The 21,424-nt window shown below is 73.9% G+C and carries 21 protein-coding genes; 8 read left to right on the top strand and 13 right to left on the bottom strand.

All coding sequences use genetic code 11. The features are described 5' to 3' along the window. Window position 1 precedes the first annotated feature (1 nt). The 6 genes from GA0070608_RS19405 to GA0070608_RS34330 form a co-directional block, all read right to left on the bottom strand. A complete protein-coding gene (locus GA0070608_RS19405; protein ID WP_091629996.1) occupies window positions 2–424 on the bottom strand; it encodes a roadblock/LC7 domain-containing protein in 423 nt (140 codons plus the stop codon). A 90-nt stretch (window positions 425–514) separates the two neighbouring features. Next, on the bottom strand, window positions 515–3,160 hold the full coding sequence (locus GA0070608_RS19400) for a sensor histidine kinase (protein ID WP_091629995.1): 2,646 nt from the start codon (window positions 3,158–3,160) through the stop codon (window positions 515–517). Window positions 3,161–3,312: 152 nt separating this feature from the next. After that, entirely contained in the window at window positions 3,313–4,896 is a 1,584-nt protein-coding gene (locus GA0070608_RS19395) for a prenyltransferase/squalene oxidase repeat-containing protein (RefSeq protein ID WP_245715838.1), read from the bottom strand. Beyond that, the gene (locus tag GA0070608_RS19390) at window positions 4,893–5,840 is read right to left on the bottom strand and encodes a terpene synthase family protein (RefSeq protein ID WP_245715837.1); all 948 of its coding nucleotides are present in this window, start codon (window positions 5,838–5,840) and stop codon (window positions 4,893–4,895) included. Before GA0070608_RS19390 ends, GA0070608_RS19395 begins: the two co-directional genes overlap by 4 nt. Beyond that, on the bottom strand, window positions 5,837–7,225 hold the full coding sequence (locus GA0070608_RS19385) for a cytochrome P450 (RefSeq protein ID WP_091629994.1): 1,389 nt from the start codon (window positions 7,223–7,225) through the stop codon (window positions 5,837–5,839). The genes GA0070608_RS19390 and GA0070608_RS19385 overlap by 4 nt, the downstream gene beginning before the upstream one ends. Window positions 7,226–7,366: 141 nt before the next feature. Next, window positions 7,367–7,798: a GNAT family N-acetyltransferase gene (locus GA0070608_RS34330; RefSeq protein WP_425413253.1), complete on the bottom strand. Its 432-nt coding sequence runs from the start codon at window positions 7,796–7,798 to the stop codon at window positions 7,367–7,369. A 101-nt stretch (window positions 7,799–7,899) separates the two neighbouring features. Here GA0070608_RS34330 and GA0070608_RS19375 point away from each other — a divergent pair, with 101 nt between their 5' ends. Next, a complete protein-coding gene (locus tag GA0070608_RS19375) occupies window positions 7,900–8,148 on the top strand; it encodes a DUF2630 family protein (protein ID WP_091629993.1) in 249 nt (82 codons plus the stop codon). 45 nt (window positions 8,149–8,193) lie between these two features. Here GA0070608_RS19375 and GA0070608_RS19370 read toward each other — a convergent pair whose 3' ends face one another. The 3 genes from GA0070608_RS19370 to GA0070608_RS19360 form a co-directional block, all read right to left on the bottom strand. Next, window positions 8,194–9,129 (bottom strand): serine protein kinase RIO, encoded by a 936-nt coding sequence (locus GA0070608_RS19370; RefSeq protein ID WP_091629992.1) that lies wholly within the window; start codon window positions 9,127–9,129, stop codon window positions 8,194–8,196. A 367-nt stretch (window positions 9,130–9,496) separates the two neighbouring features. Next, window positions 9,497–10,141, bottom strand: coding sequence for an HAD family hydrolase (locus tag GA0070608_RS19365; protein WP_091629991.1), 645 nt, complete (start codon window positions 10,139–10,141; stop codon window positions 9,497–9,499). A 61-nt stretch (window positions 10,142–10,202) separates the two neighbouring features. Further along, window positions 10,203–11,072: a carbon-nitrogen hydrolase family protein gene (locus GA0070608_RS19360; protein ID WP_091629990.1), complete on the bottom strand. Its 870-nt coding sequence runs from the start codon at window positions 11,070–11,072 to the stop codon at window positions 10,203–10,205. A 106-nt stretch (window positions 11,073–11,178) separates the two neighbouring features. On the opposite strand from GA0070608_RS19360, the gene GA0070608_RS19355 reads away from it, so the two are divergent. From GA0070608_RS19355 to mug, 6 genes are all read left to right on the top strand, one after another. After that, the gene (locus GA0070608_RS19355) at window positions 11,179–11,751 is read left to right on the top strand and encodes a TetR/AcrR family transcriptional regulator (protein WP_091629989.1); all 573 of its coding nucleotides are present in this window, start codon (window positions 11,179–11,181) and stop codon (window positions 11,749–11,751) included. Window positions 11,752–11,850: 99 nt separating this feature from the next. After that, the gene (locus GA0070608_RS19350; protein ID WP_091629988.1) at window positions 11,851–12,780 is read left to right on the top strand and encodes a TIGR04222 domain-containing membrane protein; all 930 of its coding nucleotides are present in this window, start codon (window positions 11,851–11,853) and stop codon (window positions 12,778–12,780) included. Continuing rightward, window positions 12,777–13,595: an MbnB/TglH/ChrH family RiPP precursor modification enzyme gene (locus tag GA0070608_RS19345; protein ID WP_091635524.1), complete on the top strand. Its 819-nt coding sequence runs from the start codon at window positions 12,777–12,779 to the stop codon at window positions 13,593–13,595. Before GA0070608_RS19350 ends, GA0070608_RS19345 begins: the two co-directional genes overlap by 4 nt. Continuing rightward, window positions 13,592–14,038 carry an SCO6045 C-terminal-like domain-containing protein gene (locus tag GA0070608_RS19340; RefSeq protein ID WP_091629987.1) on the top strand — a complete coding sequence of 149 codons (447 nt, stop codon included), beginning with the start codon at window positions 13,592–13,594 and terminating at the stop codon, window positions 14,036–14,038. Before GA0070608_RS19345 ends, GA0070608_RS19340 begins: the two co-directional genes overlap by 4 nt. Before the next feature lie 171 nt (window positions 14,039–14,209). Further along, window positions 14,210–14,977 (top strand): SDR family oxidoreductase, encoded by a 768-nt coding sequence (locus GA0070608_RS19335; protein ID WP_091629986.1) that lies wholly within the window; start codon window positions 14,210–14,212, stop codon window positions 14,975–14,977. An 83-nt stretch (window positions 14,978–15,060) separates the two neighbouring features. Further along, entirely contained in the window at window positions 15,061–15,657 is a 597-nt protein-coding gene (gene mug / locus GA0070608_RS19330) for a G/U mismatch-specific DNA glycosylase (protein WP_091629985.1), read from the top strand. A 4-nt stretch (window positions 15,658–15,661) separates the two neighbouring features. Here mug and GA0070608_RS19325 read toward each other — a convergent pair whose 3' ends face one another. The 3 genes from GA0070608_RS19325 to GA0070608_RS19315 all read right to left on the bottom strand — a co-directional run bounded on the left by GA0070608_RS19325 (window position 15,662) and on the right by GA0070608_RS19315 (window position 18,795). Then, complete coding sequence (locus GA0070608_RS19325; protein ID WP_091635521.1) at window positions 15,662–17,641, bottom strand: ABC transporter ATP-binding protein; 1,980 nt, start codon at window positions 17,639–17,641, stop codon at window positions 15,662–15,664. A gap of 112 nt (window positions 17,642–17,753) precedes the next feature. Then, window positions 17,754–18,521, bottom strand: coding sequence for an enoyl-CoA hydratase/isomerase family protein (locus GA0070608_RS19320; protein ID WP_091629984.1), 768 nt, complete (start codon window positions 18,519–18,521; stop codon window positions 17,754–17,756). Between the two features lie 46 nt (window positions 18,522–18,567). After that, window positions 18,568–18,795: a helix-turn-helix domain-containing protein gene (locus tag GA0070608_RS19315; protein ID WP_007462679.1), complete on the bottom strand. Its 228-nt coding sequence runs from the start codon at window positions 18,793–18,795 to the stop codon at window positions 18,568–18,570. 210 nt (window positions 18,796–19,005) lie between these two features. On the opposite strand from GA0070608_RS19315, the gene GA0070608_RS19310 reads away from it, so the two are divergent. After that, window positions 19,006–19,605: a cadmium resistance transporter gene (locus GA0070608_RS19310; protein WP_091629983.1), complete on the top strand. Its 600-nt coding sequence runs from the start codon at window positions 19,006–19,008 to the stop codon at window positions 19,603–19,605. A gap of 70 nt (window positions 19,606–19,675) precedes the next feature. Here the strand turns inward: GA0070608_RS19310 and GA0070608_RS19305 are convergent, their stop codons facing one another. After that, a complete protein-coding gene (locus GA0070608_RS19305; RefSeq protein ID WP_091629982.1) occupies window positions 19,676–21,280 on the bottom strand; it encodes an ABC-F family ATP-binding cassette domain-containing protein in 1,605 nt (534 codons plus the stop codon). Window positions 21,281–21,424: the final 144 nt, after the last annotated feature.

The raw sequence follows: 21,424 nt of genomic DNA, 5'->3' as shown, positions 1-21,424 counted from the left end.
CCTACTTCTCGCCGGTCTGCTGCTCGCCGGTCCGGGACGGCGACGCGACGTACTTGCCGACGCGGGTTACCAGCATGGCCATCTCGTAGGCGATCAGGCCGACGTCGGCATCCTCGCTGGCGAGGACGGCGAGACAGGCGTTGCGTCCGGCCGCCGTGACGAACAGGAACGACGACTGCATCTCGATGATGGTCTGCTGCACCTGCCCGCCGCCGAAGCGCTTGCCCGCACCCCGGGCCAGGCTCTGGATGCCGGCCGCCATCGCAGCCAGGTGCTCGGCGTCGTCCCGGCCGAGCCCTCGCGAGGCGGCCATCAACAGGCCGTCCGTCGAGAGCGCGACCGCGTGGTCGGCCTGCTTCACCCGGCCGACCAGATCATCCAGCAACCACGTCAGGTCGGCACTCGAAGCCGTCTTCTGCGCCACTCGTCGTCCTCTTCTCCCCCGGCTGTTGTCGCCGTGCTCGTCTCTGCTGACCGCCACGCCGCGCGGATCCCCGCACCGCGGCGGTGCCGGTCAGGTCGCTTGCAGGTCGTCGCCGGCGTCGGTTCCCTCGCCGGTCTCGGTTCGGCTGTCGCCCGTTGCGCCGAGCAGTCGGGCGGCGTCCGTACGGCCGCGCCGGGTGCCGGTCTGGTAGGAGCTCATCATCCGGCGCACCTGCTCCGGCGGGCGCGCCACGTCCTCGTCGCCGTCGCTGTCGTCGGCGGTCGCCGGGTCGTCGCGAAGCTCCGGCACGATGCTGGCCTGCCGGACCCGGACCGGCAGACCCGCGCCGGTACGCGCCGTCACCTCGCGGGCCGTCGGCGCCGGACCGCCGGTCGCCGTGGGCCCGGGGCCCGTCTGCGGCGGGGCGGGCGCCCCGGCAGGCGTGTCCGCCTCGTCGGGGCGGGCAATCTGCCCGCCCGTCGCGGCGGACAGGTCCGTCGCGTCGGGTGCCTCCGCCGGCAGGGACCGGGGGGAGGTCACCGGCAGGCCGGTCGGGAAGGTCGGGCCGTCCAGGGCGTACTGCTCGGACCCGCCACGGGGTCGGGTGGGCAGCCGCGTGTCGAGGGCGGGGGCGGGCGTCGGCAGGCTCCGGCCGCGAGACCGGGTCGGCAGGGCGTCCTCCTCGGCGGGGGCGACGGAGTCCGGAGCTGACGGCAGGCGAGGCGCGGGCAGCGGCTCGGCCAACGCCACCGTGGCGAGCGGCGGCTCGGCGGCGGGCGGCGTCTGGCCGGACGCGCCGGCCACCGGGAGGCCGGCGGGCAGGCCGGCCGGGAACCCGCCGGAGGTGCTCGGGTCCTCGTCTTCGGCGGTGACCAGCTCGGCCGGGATCAGCACGACGGCCGTGGTGCCGCCGTACGCGGACTCCTTGAGCTGCACCCGTACGCCGTGCCGCTCGGTCAGCCGGCTCACCACGTAGAGCCCGAGTCGGGACGCGTTGGCCAGGTTCAGCTCGGACTGGTCGACGATCCGGTGGTTCGCGGCGGCCAGGTCCTCCTCGCTCATGCCCAGGCCACGGTCCTCGATCTCGATGGCGAAGCCGTTGGCCACCAACTGCCCGCGCACCTCGACCGAGGTGTGCGGCGGGGAGAACGACAGCCCGTTCTCGATCAGCTCGGCGAGCAGGTGGATGACGTCGCCGACCGCGCGGCCGGTGAGCGAAACCGCGCCGAGGGGCAGCACGTTGACCCGGGTGTAGTCCTCGACCTCGGCGACCGCGCCCCGGACGACGTCGACCATCGGCACGTTGCGCCGCCAGGCGCGGCCCGGGGTGGAGCCGGAGAGCACGATCAGGTTCTCCGCGTTGCGCCGCATCCGGGTGGCCAGGTGGTCGACCCGGAACAGGTCCTCCAGCTCCTCGGCGTCGTGCTCGCGACGCTCCATCGCGTCGAGCAGGGTGAGCTGGCGGTGCACCAGCGCCTGGGTGCGCCGGGCCAGGCTGAGGAAGACCTCGCGCACGTTGCGGCGTAGGTCGGCCTGCTCGACGGCGGTGCGGATCGCGGTCTCCTGCACGGCGTTGAACGCCTTGCCCACCTGGCCGATCTCGTCGTCACCGAACTCCAGCGGAGGCGCCTCCTTGGCGACGTCGACCTCCTCGCCGTGGCCGAGCCGCTCGACCACGCCGGGCAGTCGCTCGTTGGCCAGCCGGATGGCGGCCTCGCGCAGCCGCTCCAACTGCTGCACCAGGGCCCGCGCGGTGGTGATCGACACGACGATCGAGGCGATGACGGCGAGCAGGCCCAGGCCGGCGGCCAGCACCAGCCGCAGGACGACGCCGACGGCGATCGGCACGGCCCGCTCCACGAGCGCGTCACCGGCCTCGATGATGAAGCTCTGCTGCTCCTCGAGCACCACGTCGGCCGACGCGCGCCAGTCGGCCGCCGACACGGGTGGCGCGTCGCCCGTACGTCCCTGTAGGACGACGCGGTCCTCCAGGGCCCGGAACCCGGTGTACGCCTCGCCGCCGAGCAGCGCCTCGTAGCGGACCCGGTCGGCGCTGAACAGGTCGGTGCGGACCTGGCTGTCCAGGTAACGCTGGGCACCGGCGGCACGGGCGAAGGTCGCGGTCTCCTCGGGCGTCATCCGGCCCGCGGCCAGGGCTCCGGTGACGAGGGCGTCCTCCTGGGACATGAGTTCGCGGATCCGGACGAGCTGGATCAACGCGGCGGTCTCCTGCGTGAACCGCTCGTCGTCCAGGTTGCCCAGTGACCCGTACATCCGCAGCACCGAGTCGATGAGTTCGGTGTACGTCTGGGTGGCGGCGGCGCGGTCCACCTGGCGGTCGCGGATCGACTCGCGTACTCCGGCGAGCCGGTCCAACCCGGCGACGACCGTGTCGACCCGCCGCTGGCTCTCCTCGGCCGCCAGGTCCACCCGCCAACTGCTGACGGAATTACGGAAGTTGTCGGCGACGCCCTCGGTCCGCCGCCACTGCGCGTCGAGCTGCTCCCGCTCGGCGGCGCCCGAACCGCCCAGGTACGCCGCGGTCGCCCGGCGTTCCGCCTGCAACTCCAGCAACAGCTGCTCGCCCGGCTGGGCGACCTGGGTGTCGAGCACCTGCACCCAGAGGAGACTGACGCCCTCCCGCAGGGTCACCCACGCGGCGAACGCCCACAGCGCGACTAGTGAGGCGAGCAGAGCCACGACTTTTCGGCGCAGATTGGAACTGCGGGAACCCATTGAAACCATCCCTGACGGGGAGTCTGAATCATCCGATCGGCGGTTTCCGCTTGGCGCTTCGACCGACCCGGCGCACGGTAGCAGTGTCACGACGATCACTCAAGCAGTGCTGATCATGACCGGTCGTGGTGGACGAGCACACAGTCGAGCGTTCACCGTCCTGGGTGGCCGCTCAGCTGGGTCAGGTGCCGTGCCGCGAGCACGGCGGCCCGCACGATGAGCACCGGATGGTAGAGATCCTTGTCATGCCACAGTGGAACACCGTCGCCGGTCCCCTCGTCGCGGTGCTCGTCGAGGTAGGCGAGCGCCCGGCGCACGACGCCGTCGAGGCCCGGCCGGGGCGGGCGGCCGGTGCCGAGCAGCACCTGCAGGGCGTACGCGGTCTCCTCCGGCGTGCCCGCCCACAGTCCCCACGAGCCGTCGGCACGCTGGGTGTCCCGCACCCAGTCGACGGCCCGGTCGAGCCGCCCACCGGTGCCGCCCGGTGCGTACTCGGCCAGGCTCGCCGTTACGCTGGCCGTCGCGTAGTACGGCGAGGCGTGCCAGCGATCCGTCCAGCTGCCGTCGGCGAGCTGGCCGTCGACCAGCCAGCCGGCCACCCGCCGCGCCACGTCGGCGTGCGGGCGACCCGGGGAGCGCCGGGCATGCCAGCCGAGCGCCTCCAGCACGTGGGCGTTCGTGGTGACCGATGCGCCGTCCTCGCCCTGCCAGGTGCAGAAGTGCGTGCCCGTGTCGTACGCCAGGAGGCTGTCGGGGGCGACCGGCCGGCCGAGCCGCGCCAGCGCGAAGAGGGTTACGGCGGTGGTGTCGGCGTCCGTCGGGAGGCCGGGCGAGGTGGCCGCGCCGGTCGGTCCGAGCGCGGCGGCCAGGCCGGCGGTCAGCTCGACGGGTACGCCCGCCGCCACGCCGACCCGGGCCAGGCTGCCGAGCACCCAGGCCCGCTCGAACACGGCGATGGGCGTCGTGCACGGCACAGGCCCGCCGCCGGACGCGACGGCTTCTGTCAGGTAGCCCAGCACCGCCCGGTCCACGCCCGGGCGGGCGGGATCGCCCAGCCAGGCCGCGGTGGCGGCGGGCGAGGCGCCGACGGCGCCGGACACCGGCCGGGCCCGCGGGTGCGTCCTTGCCCGCCGGTCCAGCACCTCGAAGGCGTGCCATAGTTTCTCCGGTACGGGCCCGCCCGAGGCGAGGAGCCGCCCGACCGCCTCGGCCCGGTGCCGGGTCATGCCGGGCGGCATCGGCAACGCGGGCCCGTGCCATTCCGGCGACGGAGCACCCTCGACGAGGAGCGCGTCGATCCGGTCGATCAGGGCGGGCACGATCAGGTCGACGCCCGGCATGTCCGGCACGGGCTCGGCGGCGACCAGCAGCCGGTCCCGCAGCGTCGCGACGCCCCGGTCCACGGCCGCCGACACCCGGTGCGCCTGCGGCGGGCCGGCGCGTCCCGGGGTGCGTAGCGCGCTCAGCAGCGCCTCCACCGCGCTCAGGGTCGGCACCAGGCCGTACCCGCCCGGCGCCCCCCACCCGCCGTCGGCGCGCTGGGTGGCCAGCAGGTGGCACAGCCGCTCGGCGTGCCCGGGCAGCCAGGGCGCGTCGCTGACCAGCCGACCGGTCTCGTAGACCGAGGGCGAGACCGTGCCGGCGGGGTTGTCCAGCATCGCCGCCACCAGCTCACGGCCGGCGACGGCCAGCCCGGCGCCACCGAGGTCCGGGACGACGACCGGGGCGGCCGTCACGACATCCCCCAGAAGTCGGCCAGCTGGTAGAAGCCGCTGCTGAAGCCGACCTGCCGGGCCAGGTAGTCCGCCTCACGCGGGCAGGTCGACCGGAGCGGGACGAGCATCTGGCGGCAGGTGTCCACCAGGGCGGCGAGCCGCTGTTCCACCTCGGCGCGGTCCTCGACCAGCAGCAGGGCGTTCAGGTCGCCCCAGCGCAGGTCCCGCTCGTACGTGCCGAGGTCGTTGACGAGGCGCAGGGCGCGCTGCACCTGGTCGCTGACCGCGACCAACTCGTCCAGCCGGGCGAGGGTGGCCTCGTCCCCGGTGTAGATCCAGTGCGCGACGTTGACGATCGTGCAGGCGTGGTTGTCGGCGTTGTCGAGGTACTCGTCGAGGCTCGGCAGGGACGTCCGGTCACCGGGCCGGCGGGCCGCCTTCCACTCCCACTCGCGGGCCATCGCCCGCACCGTCGCGGCCAGGCGGTCGCGCCACAGTGGGTGGTGCGCCGTGAAGGCGGGGGACGTCGCGAGTTCCCCCTGTAGCTCGGCCAGGTAGGCGCCGAGATGGTCGTCGGTGGCGGGCGCTTCGCCGGCGGCCACCGTGAGACAGCGGGCGACGAGCCCGTCGACCTCGTCGCCCGAGCGCGCCCGGTGGTCGATCAGCCAGTCGAGGGCGAAGCCCCACAGCACGGTCCGGTTCGCGGCGCGCAGTTGCTCCGCCCTGCACCACGGGGCGCCGAAGGCGATGGCCAGCGAGATGTTGGCGAACAGCATGGTGTCGAACGGGTCGGCGGGAAACAGTTCGGGGTGGGCCACGGCCGACGCCTGGAGATCGCGTTGGCCGCGTACCGCCAGGCCGCAGATCCGGCCCTGCTCCTGTGCCTCCCGCAGCGCGTCCCGCTCGCCCGGCGCCGTCGCCACGCCCGGCGACTGGTCAGGGATCGCCGCCGGCACCGCGGTCATGCCGGCCTCCGCTCGCGGACCGGGGTCAGCGCCATGACCACCGGCCGGCCCGGGCGCAGGGCCGCCGCCAACTGCCTGGGTGGCATCCCGGGCTCCCTCAGCCGGAAGCGGTAGCGGCTGAGGACCGTGGCCACCACCAGCGGAGCCTCCAGGTTGAACAGGTACATGCCCAGGCACTGGTGCGGGCCGCCGCCGAACGGGAAGTACGCGTACCGGTGGCTGCGGCGGGACTGGTCGCCACGGAAGCGCTCGGGGTCGAAGGTGTCCGGACGGTCCCAGAACCGGGCCAGCCGCTGGGTGATGTACGAGCTGACGACGACGAGGCTGCCCGCCCTGATCCTGGTGCCCCCGATGACGTCGTCGGCGAGCGCCGTACGGGGCACCAGCCAGCCCGCGGGGTACATCCGCAGTAGTTCGTCCACGACCGACCGGGTGTAGGTGAGCGCGCTCAACTGGTCCCGGCTGATCACCCGGTCCGTTCCCACCACCTCGTCCAGCTCCGCGTAGAGCCGTTCGGCGATCTCGGGGTGGGCGTCCAGGATCGGCCACAGCCAGGTCAGTACGGCGTAGGTGGTCTCGGTCGCGGTGGCGAACGACGCCACGACGTCGTCGCGGACCTGCCGTTCGTCGAGTGGACGGCCGTGCTCGTCGCGGGCGCGGGCCAGGGCGGCGAGCAGGTCGTCACCGTCGCGCGGGTTGGCGATCTCCGCCCGTACCAGCGGCAGCATGATGTCGTCGACGACACCGATCGCGCGGCGCAGGGCACGGTCCCCGGGCACCGGCACGGCGTCCGGCACGAACGGCAGCAGCAGACGCGCGCGCAGCGCGGTCACGATCGTGCCCTGGGCGGCGACGATCCGCAGCTGGTCGGCGAGACTCACCCGGTCGGCGAAGAAGACGCTGCTGATCGCCCGGCAGATGACCCGTCCCAGTTCCGTTCCGGCGTCCAGCCACCGGCCGGTGCGGGCCGGCTCGTCGAACTCGTCGACCGCGTCGCTGATCGCGCGGCTCATGGAGTCCACCAGGAGGTCGATGCGCTTGGCGGTGAAGTGCGGCTGCATCCGAGCACGGCTGGCCCGCCACTCCGGTCCGTCGGAGAGGATGCCGTCGCCGGTGAACCGCCGCACCGGACGCCAGAGCATGCTCTGGCCGCCACGGGTGTAGTTGGCCTCGTTGTCACGCAGGATGTGCTGCACGTGGGCCGGCTCGGTCACCAGGTAGGGGCGGACCGTCCCGAGGTTGAGCCGGAGGATCTCGCCCTCGGCGGAGTCCGCCAGCGCGACGAGCTGGCCCAGCGGGTCACGCATCAGGCCCGGCAGCATCTTCCAGAGTGGAACGGATCGCGCCGCCCGCCCCTGTGAGTCGTCGACTTCCCGCTCAGCCATGGCATCCCGCACCCGTGGCTCCTCCCCTCGGTCAACGCTCCGCTGTGACAGAACGTCATCCGGACGGCTGCCTTGCGTCACGACCCGGGAAGCATGCCATCACCCGTCGAGACTCCGCTAGCCACCGAACGAGAATTTTGCTCATGGGAATGCTTGTCCATGAAGGATTTCGTGGCGGGACTCACTTCTGGAGGGTGCCCAGGTAGCGCCACTTGGCGGCCACCCGCCAGTACCCGAACCACCCGTTGACCGCCCGCATCGCGTCGTTGCCGGCATCGTTGAGGGTGGACGCCTCGTACAGCGCGGGTCGGGCAGGTCGGCGGCCGTGGTCAGCCGCACCCCGGCGGGCAGGGCGGGTGCGGCCGGCAACGTCGCCGTCGCCAGGTCCAGGCCCAGGCTCACGTTACGTCGGCCGGGCCGGTAGCCGCACCGCTCGGCGAAGGCGAGCGGCGCCGGCTCGTCGGCGACCCGCGCGTACGCCCGGTGCACGCCGAGCCCGGCGAGCCGTTCCTCGGCGGCGGTGAGCAGCGCCGATCCGACGCCCCGCCTCCGCCCCTCAGGGCGCACGACCAGGTTGACGAAGCCGAGCCCCGGCTCGGCGCTCTCGTGCAGCGGCGGGGGCGGGCGGCGGTGGAATCCGGGCGCGCCCGCGCCGCCTGTGCCAGGCTCAGAGCATGGACGACACGACCATCCTGAACCGGATCTCCGAGCTGGTCGACGAGGAGCACCGGTTGCGTGCCGACGCGCAGGCCGGCGAGTCGGGCACCGACGACGACGCCCGCACCCGGCTGCGCGCGCTGGAGGAGTCCCTCGACCAGTGCTGGGACCTGCTGCGCCGGCGGCGGGCCGCCCGGCAGGCCCACGGCGACCCGGACGCCCAGGGGACGCGTCCCAAACCGGAGGTCGAGCGCTACCTGCAGTGACCCGGGTCCCGGGCGGCCGGTGCCTGGCCGCCCGGGACGTCGCGGTCAGCGGATCCCCGCCTCCCGGAGCAGCAGCGCGGTCAGCACGGCCGGGTCGGCGTCCGCCGCGGGCAGGCCCCGGGCCGCGAACCAGGTGGCGACCACCCGGACGTCGCGGGCCAGGAACTCCGGCCCCTGCGGGTTGGCCACCACGTCGACCACCTGCGGCAGGTCGATCAGCACCAGCCGCCCCGCGTGCACCAAGAGGTTGTACGGCGACAGGTCGCCGTGCGCGAGGCCGGCGCGGGCGAGCACCACGAGGGCGTCGACGAGCTGCCCCCACAGTTCGCGCAGCTCCCGGGACTCCGGCCGCAGTTGGGCCAGCCGGGGCGCGGCCAGCCCCTCCTCCTGGTCGCCGAGGAACTCCAGCATCAGCTCGGTGCCGCGCACCTGCACCGGGTAGGGAACGGTGATCGTGCCGTACCGGGCGCCGACCTCCCAGAGCCGGGCCAGCGCGGCGAACTCGGCCGCCGCCCACTGCCCGGCGATCATCTGCCGGCCGAAGGAGGTGCGGCCGGCCATCGCCCTGTTCTCCCTGGACCGGCGGACCCGGCGTCCCTCCAGGTAGCCGGCGTCACGGTGGAAGAGCCGGTGCTGGGCGTCGCGGTACCGCTTGACCGCCAGCAGGCAGGACCGGTCGGTGCCGGGCACCGCCCGACGGACCAGGTGGACGTCCGCCTCCTTGCCGGTCTTGAGCACGCCCAGTTCGGTGTCCTTGGCGGCCAGTTCGGTGACCAGCCAGTCCGGGTGGGGCTGCGGGCCGTGCACGGCGTCGTCCCAGGAGGACCAGCGCTCCCCCGTGTCGGGGTCCGGCTCGACGTCGGGGTCGGCGGGGGCGGGTTCGGCTGCCCGCCCGCGCTTCAGGAAGTGCTGTTCGTCGTCGTCGAAGCGGCGTTTGCCGCGGGTACGGCGCTCGGGCGCCGGAAGGTCATGATCGCGCACTGCGGTGGTGATCCCTTGATCGAGGCTGGTGGAGGCAGGTGGAAGTGCCCTGCGAAGACGGCCATGACCGACCCCCTCTTCCTCGACCGGGCGCGGGCCCGGGTGCACGATGCGCCGACCATGCTCACCGGCCGACGCCGACCGGGTCAACCGAATTACGCCCACCACCCCTCCTCCGGCCGCCGCCCAGTTCGACCGACGAGCACCGCCCGCTCAGGCGGCGAGCACCGCCCGCTCAGGCGGCGAGCACCGCCCGCTCAGGCGGCGAGCACCGCCCGCTCAGGCGGCGAGCACCGCCCGCTCAGGCGGCGAGCACCGCCCGCTCAGGCGGCGAGCACCGCCCGCTCAGGCGGCGAGCACCGCCCGCTCAGGCGGCGAGCACCGCCGCGACGGCGGCGATCACGCCGTCCACCGTGCGGGTGGGCGCGAACCGGCTGTCGACCCAGCTCCGTCCCCGGTGCAACCAGACGCTGGGCAGGCCCACTGCGGCGGCGCCCCCGATGTCCACCTCCGGGCCGTCGCCGATCACCCAGGCTCCGCGCAGGGGCAGTCGTGCCCGCCGGGCGGCCAGCGCGAAGATCCTCGGATTGGGCTTGCTGACGCCGGCCTCCTCGGAGATCACCCAGTCGGCGACGACGCGGTCCAGCCCGGTACGCCGGATCATGGCCTCCTGCTGCCGAGCCCCGCCGTTGCTGACCACCACGGGGGTCCAGCCGGCCTCGTCGGCGATCCGCAGCGCGCAGGCGACCAGCGGATCGAGCCGGATGTTCGCCACCACGCCGTCGTGCAGTTCCTCGACCAGGTCGATGGACGGGACCCGCAGCCCGTACCGGTCACGCACGGCGTCGGCCACGTCCCACCGGTCGGTCAGCCCGTCGGCGTCGATCGACAACAGCCAGTCGATGTCGGCCGGCGGCGCGCCGATACCAGCCAGGAAACGCTCCCCCCAGGCGCGAAACGGACCGGCCCGGTCGAGCAGCGTGTTGTCCAGGTCCAGCAGGAGCAGCGCCACTCAGGCACCCTACGGGACCGTGACCGCCCGCCAACAGTGCCGAGCCCCCTCTCGGCGCCCGTCAGGCTGGCAGCGCCGACCGGGTGCGCCCCTGGTCGGGCAGGCGGTCGAGCAGCATGCAGTGGGCCGCCCGGGTCGCCGCCAGGGTCTCCGGGGCGAGCGCGACGACCAGCACGGCCTCACCGATGTCCGCGCCCCGGGCCAGTGCCCGGCCCTCCGGGTCGTAGACCGCCGCCCCGCCGTTGAACCGCCACGGGTCGGCGCCGCCGACGAGGTTGGCGAACACCACGTACATCGTGTTGTCCAGCGCGCGGGCGGCGTAGTAGAGGTCACGGCGGTGCTCCGAGCCTGCCAGGTAGCCGCTCGGGCAGAGGTACCCGTGCGCCCCGTCGGCCGCCGCCGCCCGGCCGTGCTCCGGGAAGCACCCGTCGTAGCAGATGCCGAGCCCGAGCCGCCAGTCGTCGACGAGCAGGGTGCTGCCCCGGTCACCGGCGACGAACAGCTCCCGCTCGCCGCTCCACAGCTGCTGCTTGTCGTACCCGACGCGGACTTCGCCGCTGCGGTCGACCAGCAGGGCGGAGATCGTCCGCCGGCCGTCGGGGTGCCGGACGGCCGCGCCGACCACCACGGCGCCGCCGCCGTCGCGGGCCGCCTCGCGCAGCGGGTCCAGCCGCGGGTCGTCGACCCCCGCAGCGAGGTCGGCCGCGACGTCGGTGCCGGCCGGATCGGCGGCGAGTGTCGGCAGGTGGTACGCCGGCAGGAAGAGCTCGGGCAACACGGTCACCCTGGCACCCCGCTCCGTGGCCCGGCGGACCAGCAGGGCGGCGCTCGCCGCGTTGCCGGCCACGTCGCCGGGGACGGGCTCGGCCTGCACGGCCGCGACGGTCAGCGGTGCGGCGGGGACCGCGACGGCGGTGGGGAGTGGCGTCACCGGCTGATCCTAACCGGGGGCGCGTGAAGTAGATGATCATGCGTCTGGCCAAACCAAGCCGTACGTACGGTTTGCATGGTCAGGGGTGAGCTGACACGATCGACCCGTGCCCAGAGTAAGCCAGGACCAGCTCGACGCGCGCCGGCAGGAGATCCTCGCCGCCGCGCGGGCGTGTTTCGCCCGGCACGGCTACGAGGGCGCCACCGTACGCAGGCTCGAAGAGGCCACCCGACTGTCCCGGGGTGCGATCTTCCACCACTTCCGCGACAAGGACTCCCTCTTCCTGGCGGTCGCCGAGGACGACGCCGCGGCCATGGTGGAGACGGTGGCCCGCAACGGCCTGGTCCAGGTCATGCGGGACCTGCTGGCTGGCGCGGTCTCCCCCGACACCACCGGCTGGCTCGGCAGCCAGCTGGAGGTGTCCCGGCGGCTGCGGACCGACCCGGCGTTCGCCAAGCGGTGGGCGGAGCGGGCCGCCGCCATCGCCGAGGCGACCCGGGACCGGCTGGCCCGGCAGCGGGAGGCGGGCGTGCTCCGCGAGGACGTACCCATCGACGTGCTGGCCCAGTTCCTCGAACTCGCCTACGACGGCCTGGTGCTACACCTGGCGATGGGCCGCCCCGCCGGCGACCTCGGCCCGGTGCTCGATCTGGTCGAGGAGGCCGTCCGCCGCCGGTGACCCGCCCGGTCGGCGTGCGGCCGATGGGGAGTCCTCGCGCGGTTGGCGGGTCTGCTCCACAATTGGGCGGCGATCCCCCTCGCCCGACAGGAGCAGCCCATGACCGTCCTCGCCGCACCTGGTGACACCTGGGGCATCTCCGGTCCCGCCTTCCTCGGGGTCTATCTCCTCGCGGCCGTCGTGATCATCGTCGGTACGGTCGTGCACCGGCTCACGGTCCTCTCCGGCCCATCGGTGAACGACGTGGGCCAGCTCGGCCCGCAGCAGGTCGCCTATCTCAACGGCGGGGAGCAGTTGGCGATCTGGGCCTCGCTCGGCGGGCTGCGCAGCAGCGGGGCGATCGGCGTACGGCCGGACCGGCGACTGGCCACCGGCGGTCCGCGGCCGGCCGGGACCACGCCCCTGGACCAGGCGATCCACTTCGCCGCCAGCCGGAACGCCACCACCCGGGAACTGCGCCGCGACGAGTGGGTCCGCCGGGCGCTCGAGCAGCTCAGGACCAGTCTGGAGCAGCTCGGGCTCGCGGTCGCACCGGCCCGCCGGACCGCGCTGCGCCGCGGTGCGTTCCTGCTCTCCGCCCTGCTGCTGGTCGGCATCTTGCGGATCTTCGCGGGCCTGGCGAACGACCGACCGGTGGGCTGGCTGGTGCTGAGCCAGATTCCGCTGATCGTGGCCGCCGTCCTCCTGCACCGGGTGCCCTGGCGCACCCGCGCCGCCACCCTGACGCTGCGGAGCCTGCGCAAGCAGCACACCTACCTCGCGCCCGCCTCGGCCCCCGCCTACGCCACCTACGGCGCGGCAGGCGCCGCGATGGGGGTCGCGTTGTTCGGCACCGCCTCGCTGTGGGCGATGGACCCCGGTTTCGCCGCCCAGGCCGAGATCCAGCGGCAGGCGATCAGCGGCACCGGCAGTTCATCCGGCGGCGACGGCGGCAGTTCCTCCGGCGGTGACGGCGGCTCGTGCGGCGGTGGCGGTGGCGGTGGCGGTGGCGGCTGTGGCGGAGGATGCGGAGGCGGGTGCGGCGGATGACCGGGCCACACGGCGTCGGCATCGGCTGGCGGCCGGAGATCGCCGGGTTCGTCGCCGACCTGCCCGGGCTGCGCTTCGTGGAGGTGGTCGCGGAGGGCGTCACCGCCACGGGGCCGCTGCCGGCGGGGCTCGCCACGCTGCGGGAGCGCGGCGTGACGGTCGTACCACACGGCGTGCGGCTCTCCCTCGGCGGCGCGGAACCGGTCGACCCGGCGCGGGTCGCCCACCTGGGCGCGGTGGCGGAGCTGGTCGGGGCGCCGCTGGTCAGCGAGCACATCGCCTTCGTCCGGGCCGGTGGCGTCGAGGCCGGCCACCTGCTGCCGCTGCCCCGCAGCCGGGAGGCGGTCGACGCGGTCTGCGCCAACGTCGCCCGCGCGCAGGCGGAGCTGCCGGTGCCGATCGCGCTGGAACCGATCGCGGCCCTGTTCGACTGGCCAGACGACGAGCTGGACGAGGCCGACTTCCTCACCGAGATCCTGGACCGCACCGGCGCGTTCCTGCTGCTCGACATCGCCAACGTGTACGCCAACGCCCGCAACCGGAGCGCCGACCCGGTCGCGCTGCTCGACCGGCTGCCGCTGGACCGGGTGTCCTACGTGCACGTCGCTGGCGGCACCGACCACGGCGGCTACTACCACGACACGCACACCGATCCGGTGCCCCCGGCGGTGCTCGACCTGCTGCGCGAGTTGTGTGCCCGCCACCGGCCGCCGGCTCTCCTGCTGGAACGCGACGGGCACTACCCGCCCGCCCCGGTGCTCCGCGCCGAGCTGGACGCCCTCGCCGCCGCGTCCGGTTTCCCGGTGGTGACGTGAGCGGCGACCTGGCCGAGCGGCAGGCGGCCCTGGTGGCGGCGCTGGTGGCAGGCGGCCCGGTACCGCCCGGCTTCGACCCGGCGGCACTCGCCACCGCCGGGACCGCGCTGCTGCGCAAACGCGCCGGGGAGGTGGCCCGGCACTGGCCGCTGCTCGCCGCCGGTCTCGGCCCGCAGTGGCCGGCGATCTTCGCCCGGTGGGCGGCGGGCCGGCCAACCGCCGGCTCGCTGCGCGACGGCTGGGATCTGGCCCGCGACCTGCGCGACCAGGGCTCGCTGCCACCGCTGGGCGCGGAGGAACTGGCCACCCGCGAGGCCACCGGCCGCTACGACGGGCACCGGCCGCCGCGCCCACGCCGGCTGCCCGGATGGGGGCAGGCCGACGGGGCCGTCGCGGTCCAGGTCGCCGGTCGGGTACGCCTGCTGCGCCCCGCCCGCCACTGACCGGCCGATGCCTCCCCCGACCCACCGCTGACCGGCCCATTGCCTTCGCCGACCCGCCCCTGGCCGGGCATTGCCTTCGCCCATCCGCTCGGGCCTTAGGCGCGGCTGTCCCGCGAGCGGGGCACGAGGGCCCCGCCGGCAGATCCGGCCGGGTGCGGCAGGATCGACGGCATGGATCTCGGACTGACCGATCGGGTGTACGTACTCACCGGCGCCTCCCGGGGGCTGGGCTACGCGACCGCGGAGTGTCTCGTCGCCGACGGTGCCCGCGTCGTGCTCTCCGCCCGCGACACCGACGCGGTGGCCGCCGCCGCGCAGCGCCTCGGCGGGCCGCAGCGGGCGGTCGGGTTGACCGCCGACCTGGCCGACGCGGAGACGCCGGACCGCCTCCTGGCGGCGGCTCGGGAGCACTTCGGGCGGCTGGACGGGGCGCTGGTCTCGGTCGGCGGGCCACCGCCGGGCAGCGCCGCGTCGGTCAGCGACGAGCAGTGGCGCCGTTCCTTCGAGACCGTCTTCCTCGGCACCGTCCGCATGGTGCGTACCGTCGCCGCCGCCCTGGCCGAGAGCGCGGGTGGCGCGATCGGGCTGGTTCTGTCGACCTCGGCGCGCGGGCCGGTGCCCGGCCTGGGCATCTCCAACGGCCTGCGGCCCGGCCTGGCGGGCATGGCCAAGGACGTCGCCGACGAGTACGGGCCCCGGGGCGTGCGGGTGGTCGGCCTGCTGCCCGGGCGGATCATGACCGACCGCAACGTGGAGCTCTTCGCCGCCACCGGCGACCCCGAGCGGGCACGGGCGGAGGCCGAGGCGGCCATCCCGCTGCGCCGGATCGGCGCGCCGGCCGAGTTCGGCCGGGTGGCCACCTTCGTGCTCTCCCCCGCCGCGAGCTACCTGACCGGGGTCACCGTGCCGGTCGACGGCGGCGTGCTGCGGAGCCTCTGATGGCCACGCCCGCCGACGGGTCGGGCCCCGGCTCCCCCGCCCGAGGACGGACGCAGCCCGCACCGGCGGCACAGACGACACAGATGACACCGCCGACGCAAGCGACACAGGCGGCACAGGCCGGCGGACGGTATTCGCGGCCCACGCGGGAGGAACTCGCCGCGGCGGCGGAACGCACCATCCCCGACGTCGTCGCCCCCGGCCTGGCCGTGTTGTTCGTCGGGATCAACCCGGGCCTGTGGTCGGCCGCGACCGGGTGGCACTTCGCCCGGCCGGGCAACCGGTTCTGGCCGGCGCTGCACCGGGGCGGGTTCACGCCCCGGTTGCTGCACCCCAGCGAGCAGGACGAGCTGCCGGGGTATGGCCTGGGCATCACCAACATGGTCGCGCGGGCCAGCGCCCGGGCCGACGAGCTGACCCCGGCCGAGCTGGTCGAGGGAACGGAGACCCTCACCGACAAGGTCGAGCGGTACCGCCCCCGGTGGGTCGCCGTGGTGGGGGTGACCGCGTACCGGATCGGGTTCGCCCGGCCGAAGGCGGCCTTCGGCCCGCAGCCGGAACGGCTGGCCGGCGCCCGGCTCTGGGTGCTGCCCAACCCCAGCGGTCTGAACGCGCACTTCACGCCCGAGACGCTCGGGGCCGCGTTCGCCGAGCTGCGGGCGGCGGTCGGCGCGAGCTGAGGCGTCAGTTGGCCGCGGCCGGCGGCAGCGCCTCGTCGGCGAGGTAGGGCCGAAGCGGCGGCACGGCCACCGGCTCGGGGCCGGTGGCGTCGGCGTACGGGGTGGGCGAGGCGGCGACCGCGAACTGGGTGCGGTAGAGCTCGGCGTAGAGCCCGCCCACGGCCACCAGTTCCTCGTGCCGCCCCCGCTCGACGATCCGCCCGTCGTCGAGCACCAGGATCTGGTCGGCGTCGCGGACGGTCGAGAGCCGGTGCGCGATCACCAGCGCGGTACGCCCGGTCAGCGCCACCGACAGCGCCCGCTGCACGGCGGCCTCGCTCTCCGAGTCGAGGTGCGCGGTCGCCTCGTCGAGGATCACGATCGACGGGGCCTTGAGCAGCAGCCGGGCGATGGCGATGCGCTGCTTCTCGCCGCCGGAGAAGCGGTAGCCGCGCTCGCCGACGAGGGTGTCCAGCCCGTCCGGCAGTGACCGGACCAGGTCGGCGACCTGTGCCCCGGCCAGGGCCGCCCAGATCTCGTCATCGGTGGCGTCCGGGCTCGCGTAGCGCAGGTTCTCGGCGATGGTCTCGTGGAACAGATGCGAGTCCTGGGTGACCACGCCGATCTCGTCGCGCAGCGAGTCGAGCGTGGCGTCGCGGACGTCCACCCCGCCGACCAGCACCCGCCCGTCGGTGACGTCGTAGATGCGGGAGATCAGCATGGACAGCGTCGACTTTCCGGCGCCGGAGGGGCCGACCAGCGCCACCATCTGCCCCGGCTCGACCGCGAACGAGACGCCCTTGAGCACGGGCTCGTTGACCGTACGGTCGAGCGCGGCGACCTCTTCCAGAGAGGCGAGCGAGATCTCGGCGGCGCTGGGGTAGCGGAACCGGACACCGCGGAACTCGACCCGGCCGCTGGCCCGGGGCACCGGCACGGCGTCGGGCTTCTCCTCGATCGTCGGCTTCAGGTCGAGCACCTCGAAGACCCGGTCGAAGGAGACCAGCGCGCTCATCACGTCGACCCGAACGTTGGACAGCGCGGTCAGCGGACCGTAGAGGCGGGTGAGCAGCAGGGCGAGGGTCACCACGGTGCCGGCGCTGACGTTTCCGGTGACCGCCAGCCAGCCGCCGAGACCGTAGGTGAGTGCCTGGGCCAGCGAGGCGACCAGCAGCATCGCCACGAAGAAGGTCCGCGAGTACATCGCGGACTGGATGCCGATGTCGCGGACCCGCTCGGCCCGTGCGGCGAACCGGCGCGCCTCCACCTCGGGCTGGCCGAAGAGCTTCACCAGCAACGCGCCCGACACCCCGAACCGCTCGGTCATCGTCGCGTTCATCTTGGCGTCGAGGTCGTAGGACTCCCGGGTGATCTCGGCGAGCCGCTTGCCGACCCGGCGGGCCGGGATGATGAAGACCGGCAGCAGCACCAGTGAGAGTGCGGTGATCTGCCAGGAGAGGGTGAACATCACCGCGGCGGTGAGCACGAGCTGGATGACGTTGCTGACCACCCCGGAAAGCGTCGAGGTGAACGCCCGCTGCGCGCCGAGCACGTCGTTGTTGAGCCGGCTGACCAGCGCGCCGGTCTGGGTGCGGGTGAAGAACTGCAGCGGCATCCGCTGGACGTGGTCGTAGACCCGGGTGCGCAGGTCGAGGATGATGCCCTCGCCGATGCGGGCCGAATACCACCGCTGGGCGAGGGAGAACAGCGCGTCGACCACCGCGAGCCCGGCGATGACGAACGCCAGCCGGACCACGACGCTACCGGCGTCGGCACCGCCCCGGCTGATCGTGTCGATCACGTCGCCGGCGAGCACCGGGGTGGCGACCCCGATGACTGCGGCCAGCACCACGGTGACCAGGAAGACGACGATGTCCCGGCGGTAGGGCCGGGCGAAGGCCACGATCCGGCGGGCCACGCCGTGCTTGAGCCGGTGGGTGGAGATCTCGTCGCGCTTGCGCATCGACCGGAGCATGCTCCAGCCGGCCATGCCGCCGCCGGGCATCGAGTTGGACACGTTCACCTCCGGGTCGTCGGGCTGACCGCACCGTCAGGTCAATTCTCCCGACGGCTCTGACAACCTCGTTCGTGATCCGGATCTTCCCGAACGGTCCTTACTACTCTCCCCGGCCGGCGAGGTCGCGCAGTCGGCGGGTCTGTGCCTCCCGCTCGGCCCGCTGCTGGTCGGCGGCGGACCGGCCGGTGGCCCCGGCCAGCAGGGCCTTGATCTCCACCACCGCGTTGCGGTTGTTGGCCAGCAGCCCGGCGGTCAGGTCACGCACCGCGGCGTCCAGGTCGGCGTTCGGCACCACCAGGGTGGCCAGGCCGATCCGGTCCGCCTCGGCGGCGTCCATCCGCCGGCCGGTCGCGCAGATCTCCAGCGCGCGGCTGTAGCCGACCAGGTCGACCAGGCGGCCGGTGCCGGCGAGATCCGGGACCAGGCCGAGCGTCACCTCGGCCATGGAGAGCTTCGCGTCCTCGGCGAGCACCCGCAGGTCGCAGGCGAGCGCCAGTTGGAACCCGGCGCCGATCGCGTGCCCCTGCACGGCGGCGACGGTGACGACGTCCGGACGGTGCAGCCAGGTGAAGCCACCCTGGTATTCCGCGATCCGGTCGGCGCACTCCTGCTCGGGCAGGGTGGCCAGCTCGGCGAACGACCCCGGGCCGGAGGCGCCGGCCACCGACAGGTCGAGGCCGGCGGAGAACGCCCGTCCCTCGCCGCGGAGAACCACGACGCGTACGTCGCCGGGAAGATCCCGGGAGAAGTCGCTCATCGCGCGCCACATCGTCGGGGTCTGGGCGTTGAGCACGTCGGGCCGGCACAACGTGACCGTCGCGACCGGCCCGTCGCATTCCAGCCGGACCCCGGCCGCCTCGGCGGTCACCGAGCGGCTCGGGGAGCGGCGCTGATGGACGACGCTGGTGCGCGGGTCACGCCTTCTTGCGGCGTCGGGCGCCGCCACGCTGCCGCAGCTGGACCCCGGACTCGGTGAGCACCCGGTGGATGAATCCGTAGGAACGGCCGGTCGAGGCCGCGAGCGCGCGGATGCTCTCACCCGAGGTGTACCGCTTTACCAGGTCCTTGGCGAGCGTCTGACGCTCGGCTCCGACGATCCGGCGACCCTTCTCAGTGCTGGTGGCTGTGCCAGTGGCTGCCATACTGTGTCCTCACGTCCCAGACTGTGCGGTTCGGATACGGTCCCACCTATTAGACCGCCTCGAACGATCATGCGCCAGATATCAACTCTTCGCCAACCGACACGCTATGCGTTGTCAGGTTCCCGATAGAGTGATCCTCCCGACGGCGCCGAGGGTCCGTCCGACGATCGGCGCCGGTCGGCGTGGGCGGCCGGGCCGTACCCTGCTGACGTGATCGACCTGCTGGGCACGGCGGCCGGTGCCGCCGTGGTGTTCGCCGCCACCGACATCGACGACATCGTCATCCTGACGCTGTTCTTCGTCGCCGCCCGCACCACCGGCCGGCCCCGCACCTGGCAGATCGTCGCCGGGCAGTACCTGGGCATCGGCGCACTCGTGCTGGCCAGCGCGGTGGTCGCGGCCGGGCTGCTGGTGGTGCCCGAGCCGTGGACCGGGCTGCTCGGCCTGCTGCCGGTCGCCCTCGGCGTCCGCGCGCTGCTCGACCGCGACACCGACGACGCCCCGGCGGTGGTCGGCTCGACGCTCGGCGTGGCCGGGGTGACGATCGCCAACGGTGCCGACAACATCGCCGTCTACGTGCCGGTGTTCCGCGCCCTCGGCCCGGCCGACAGCGCGGTCTTCCTGCTGGTCTTCGTGGTGCTCATCGCGCTGTGGTGCGCCGCCGGGGCCTGGCTGGGCGGCCATCCCCGGGTGGTCCGGCTGGTCGGGCGCGTCGGCCACCGGCTTGTCCCGGCCATCTTCATCGCCATCGGCGTGGTCATCCTGGCCACCTCGGGCGTCCTGCCCCACCTGCTCGGCCTGCTGCGCTGACCGGGCCGCCGCCGACGCGCGTCGCCACCCCGCGGGGCCGGAAACCGGCGGCGCAGCCGCCGCGGTCCGCTCAGGCCAGCTCGACCAACTCGAGCAGGTCGTCGCTCCAGGCGTCCTCGTCGCCGTCGGGGAGCAGGATGGCGCGGTCGGGCTTCAGCGCCATGACCGCGCCGGGGTCGTGGGTGACCAGCACGATCGCGCCCGGATAGCGGGCGATGGCGTCGAGCACCTGTTCCCGGCTGACCGGGTCGAGGTTGTTCGTCGGCTCGTCGAGCAGCAGCACGTTCGCCCCGGAGCAGACCAGGGTGGCCAGCGCGAGCCGGGTCTTCTCGCCGCCGGAGAGCACTCCGGCCGGCTTGTCCACGTCGTCGCCGGAGAACAGGAACGCCCCGAGGATCTTCCGCAGGTCGGTGTCGGTCTGCTCGATGGCGGCGCTGCGCATGTGCTCCAGCACCGTCCGCTCCACGTCGAGCGTCTCGTGCTCCTGCGCGTAGTAGCCGAGCCGCAGGCCGTGGCCGGCGTGCACCCCGCCGGTGTCCGGCTCCAGCAGGCCGCCGAGCATCCGCAGCAGGGTGGTCTTGCCGGCGCCGTTGAGCCCCAGGATGGCCACCCGGGAGCCCCGGTCGACCGCCACGTTCACGTCGGTGAAGATCTCCAGCGAGCCGTACGACTTCGACAGGCCGGTCGCGGTGAGCGGGGTCTTGCCGCACGGGGCCGGGTTCGGGAAGCGCACCTTCGCCACCCGGTCGGAGACGCGTACCTCCTCCAGGCCGGAGATCAGCTTCTCGGCCCGCCGGGCCATGTTCTGCGCGGCGACGGTCTTGGTGGCCTTGGCCCGCATCTTGTCGGCCTGCGCCATCAGCGCGCCGGCCTTCTTCTCGGCGTTGGCCCGCTCCCGGCGGCGGCGCCGCTCGTCGGTCTCGCGGGCCTCCAGGTACGCCTTCCAGCCCAGGTTGTAGACGTCGACCACGGAGCGGGTGGCGTCGAGGAACCACACCTTGTTGACCACCGACTCCAGCAGCGAGCCGTCGTGGGAGATCACGATCAGGCCGCCCTTGTGGTTGGCGAGGAAGCTGCGCAGCCAGGTGATCGAGTCGGCGTCGAGGTGGTTGGTCGGTTCGTCGAGCAGCAGGATGCCGCCGCCGTTCTCGCCCGCGTCGCGGAACAGGATCCGGGCCAGTTCGATGCGACGGCGCTGACCGCCGGAGAGCGTGCCGATGGTCTGGGCGAGCGCCCGGTCCGGCAGGCCGAGGTTGGCGCAGATCCGGGCGGCCTCGGCCTCGGCCGCGTACCCGCCGAGCGAGGCGAACTGGTCCTCCAGCGCGCCGTAGCGACGGACCATCCGGTCGTCGGCGCCGTCGGCGAGCTTCTCCTCGATCTCCTTCATCTGGGCCATCAGCACGTCCAGGCCCCGGGCGGAGAGCACCCGGTCGCGGCCGGTGACCTCCAGGTCGCCGGTGCGCGGGTCCTGCGGGAGGTAGCCGATGGCGCTGCGCCGGTCGATCTGCCCGGAGTACGGCTGGCCTTCGCCGGCGAGCACCTTGAGCGTGGTGGTCTTGCCGGCGCCGTTGCGGCCGACCAGGCCGATCCGGTCACCCGGCTGCACCCGCAGGGTGGTGTCGGACAGCAGGATCCGGGCGCCGGCGCGCAACTCCAGGCCGGTGGCAGTGATCATGTCGGAGAAACTCGCTCTCGGGGTCTGGAAGGGCTGACTCAGGGCACGCGAAAGCGCCGGCGAGCACGAGGCCCGTCGGCGCGGGGCGGTTCAGCCTTCGCAGAGCAGCACGGGTCAAGTGTACCGGGCGCCGCCCGGCCGCCC

Source organism: Micromonospora peucetia (assembly GCF_900091625.1).
In the GTDB taxonomy this organism is placed as follows: Bacteria; Actinomycetota; Actinomycetes; order Mycobacteriales; family Micromonosporaceae; genus Micromonospora; species Micromonospora peucetia.
This window is presented reverse-complemented; position numbering and strand designations above follow the sequence as displayed.

Bases quoted from the DNA above. Each gene is read 5' to 3' on its own strand.
- GA0070608_RS19345 (WP_091635524.1), top strand. From the start codon at position 12,777: ATGACCGGGCCACACGGCGTCGGCATCGGCTGGCGGCCGGAGATCGCC.
- GA0070608_RS19390 (WP_245715837.1), bottom strand. From the start codon at position 5,840: ATGACCGCGGTGCCGGCGGCGATCCCTGACCAGTCGCCGGGCGTGGCG.
- GA0070608_RS19350 (WP_091629988.1), top strand. From the start codon at position 11,851: ATGACCGTCCTCGCCGCACCTGGTGACACCTGGGGCATCTCCGGTCCC.
- GA0070608_RS19385 (WP_091629994.1), bottom strand. From the start codon at position 7,225: ATGGCTGAGCGGGAAGTCGACGACTCACAGGGGCGGGCGGCGCGATCC.
- GA0070608_RS19400 (WP_091629995.1), bottom strand. From the start codon at position 3,160: ATGGGTTCCCGCAGTTCCAATCTGCGCCGAAAAGTCGTGGCTCTGCTC.
- GA0070608_RS19335 (WP_091629986.1), top strand. From the start codon at position 14,210: ATGGATCTCGGACTGACCGATCGGGTGTACGTACTCACCGGCGCCTCC.
- mug (WP_091629985.1), top strand. From the start codon at position 15,061: ATGACACCGCCGACGCAAGCGACACAGGCGGCACAGGCCGGCGGACGG.
- GA0070608_RS19305 (WP_091629982.1), bottom strand. From the start codon at position 21,280: ATGATCACTGCCACCGGCCTGGAGTTGCGCGCCGGCGCCCGGATCCTG.
- GA0070608_RS19315 (WP_007462679.1), bottom strand. From the start codon at position 18,795: ATGGCAGCCACTGGCACAGCCACCAGCACTGAGAAGGGTCGCCGGATC.
- GA0070608_RS19375 (WP_091629993.1), top strand. From the start codon at position 7,900: ATGGACGACACGACCATCCTGAACCGGATCTCCGAGCTGGTCGACGAG.
- GA0070608_RS19325 (WP_091635521.1), bottom strand. From the start codon at position 17,641: ATGCCCGGCGGCGGCATGGCCGGCTGGAGCATGCTCCGGTCGATGCGC.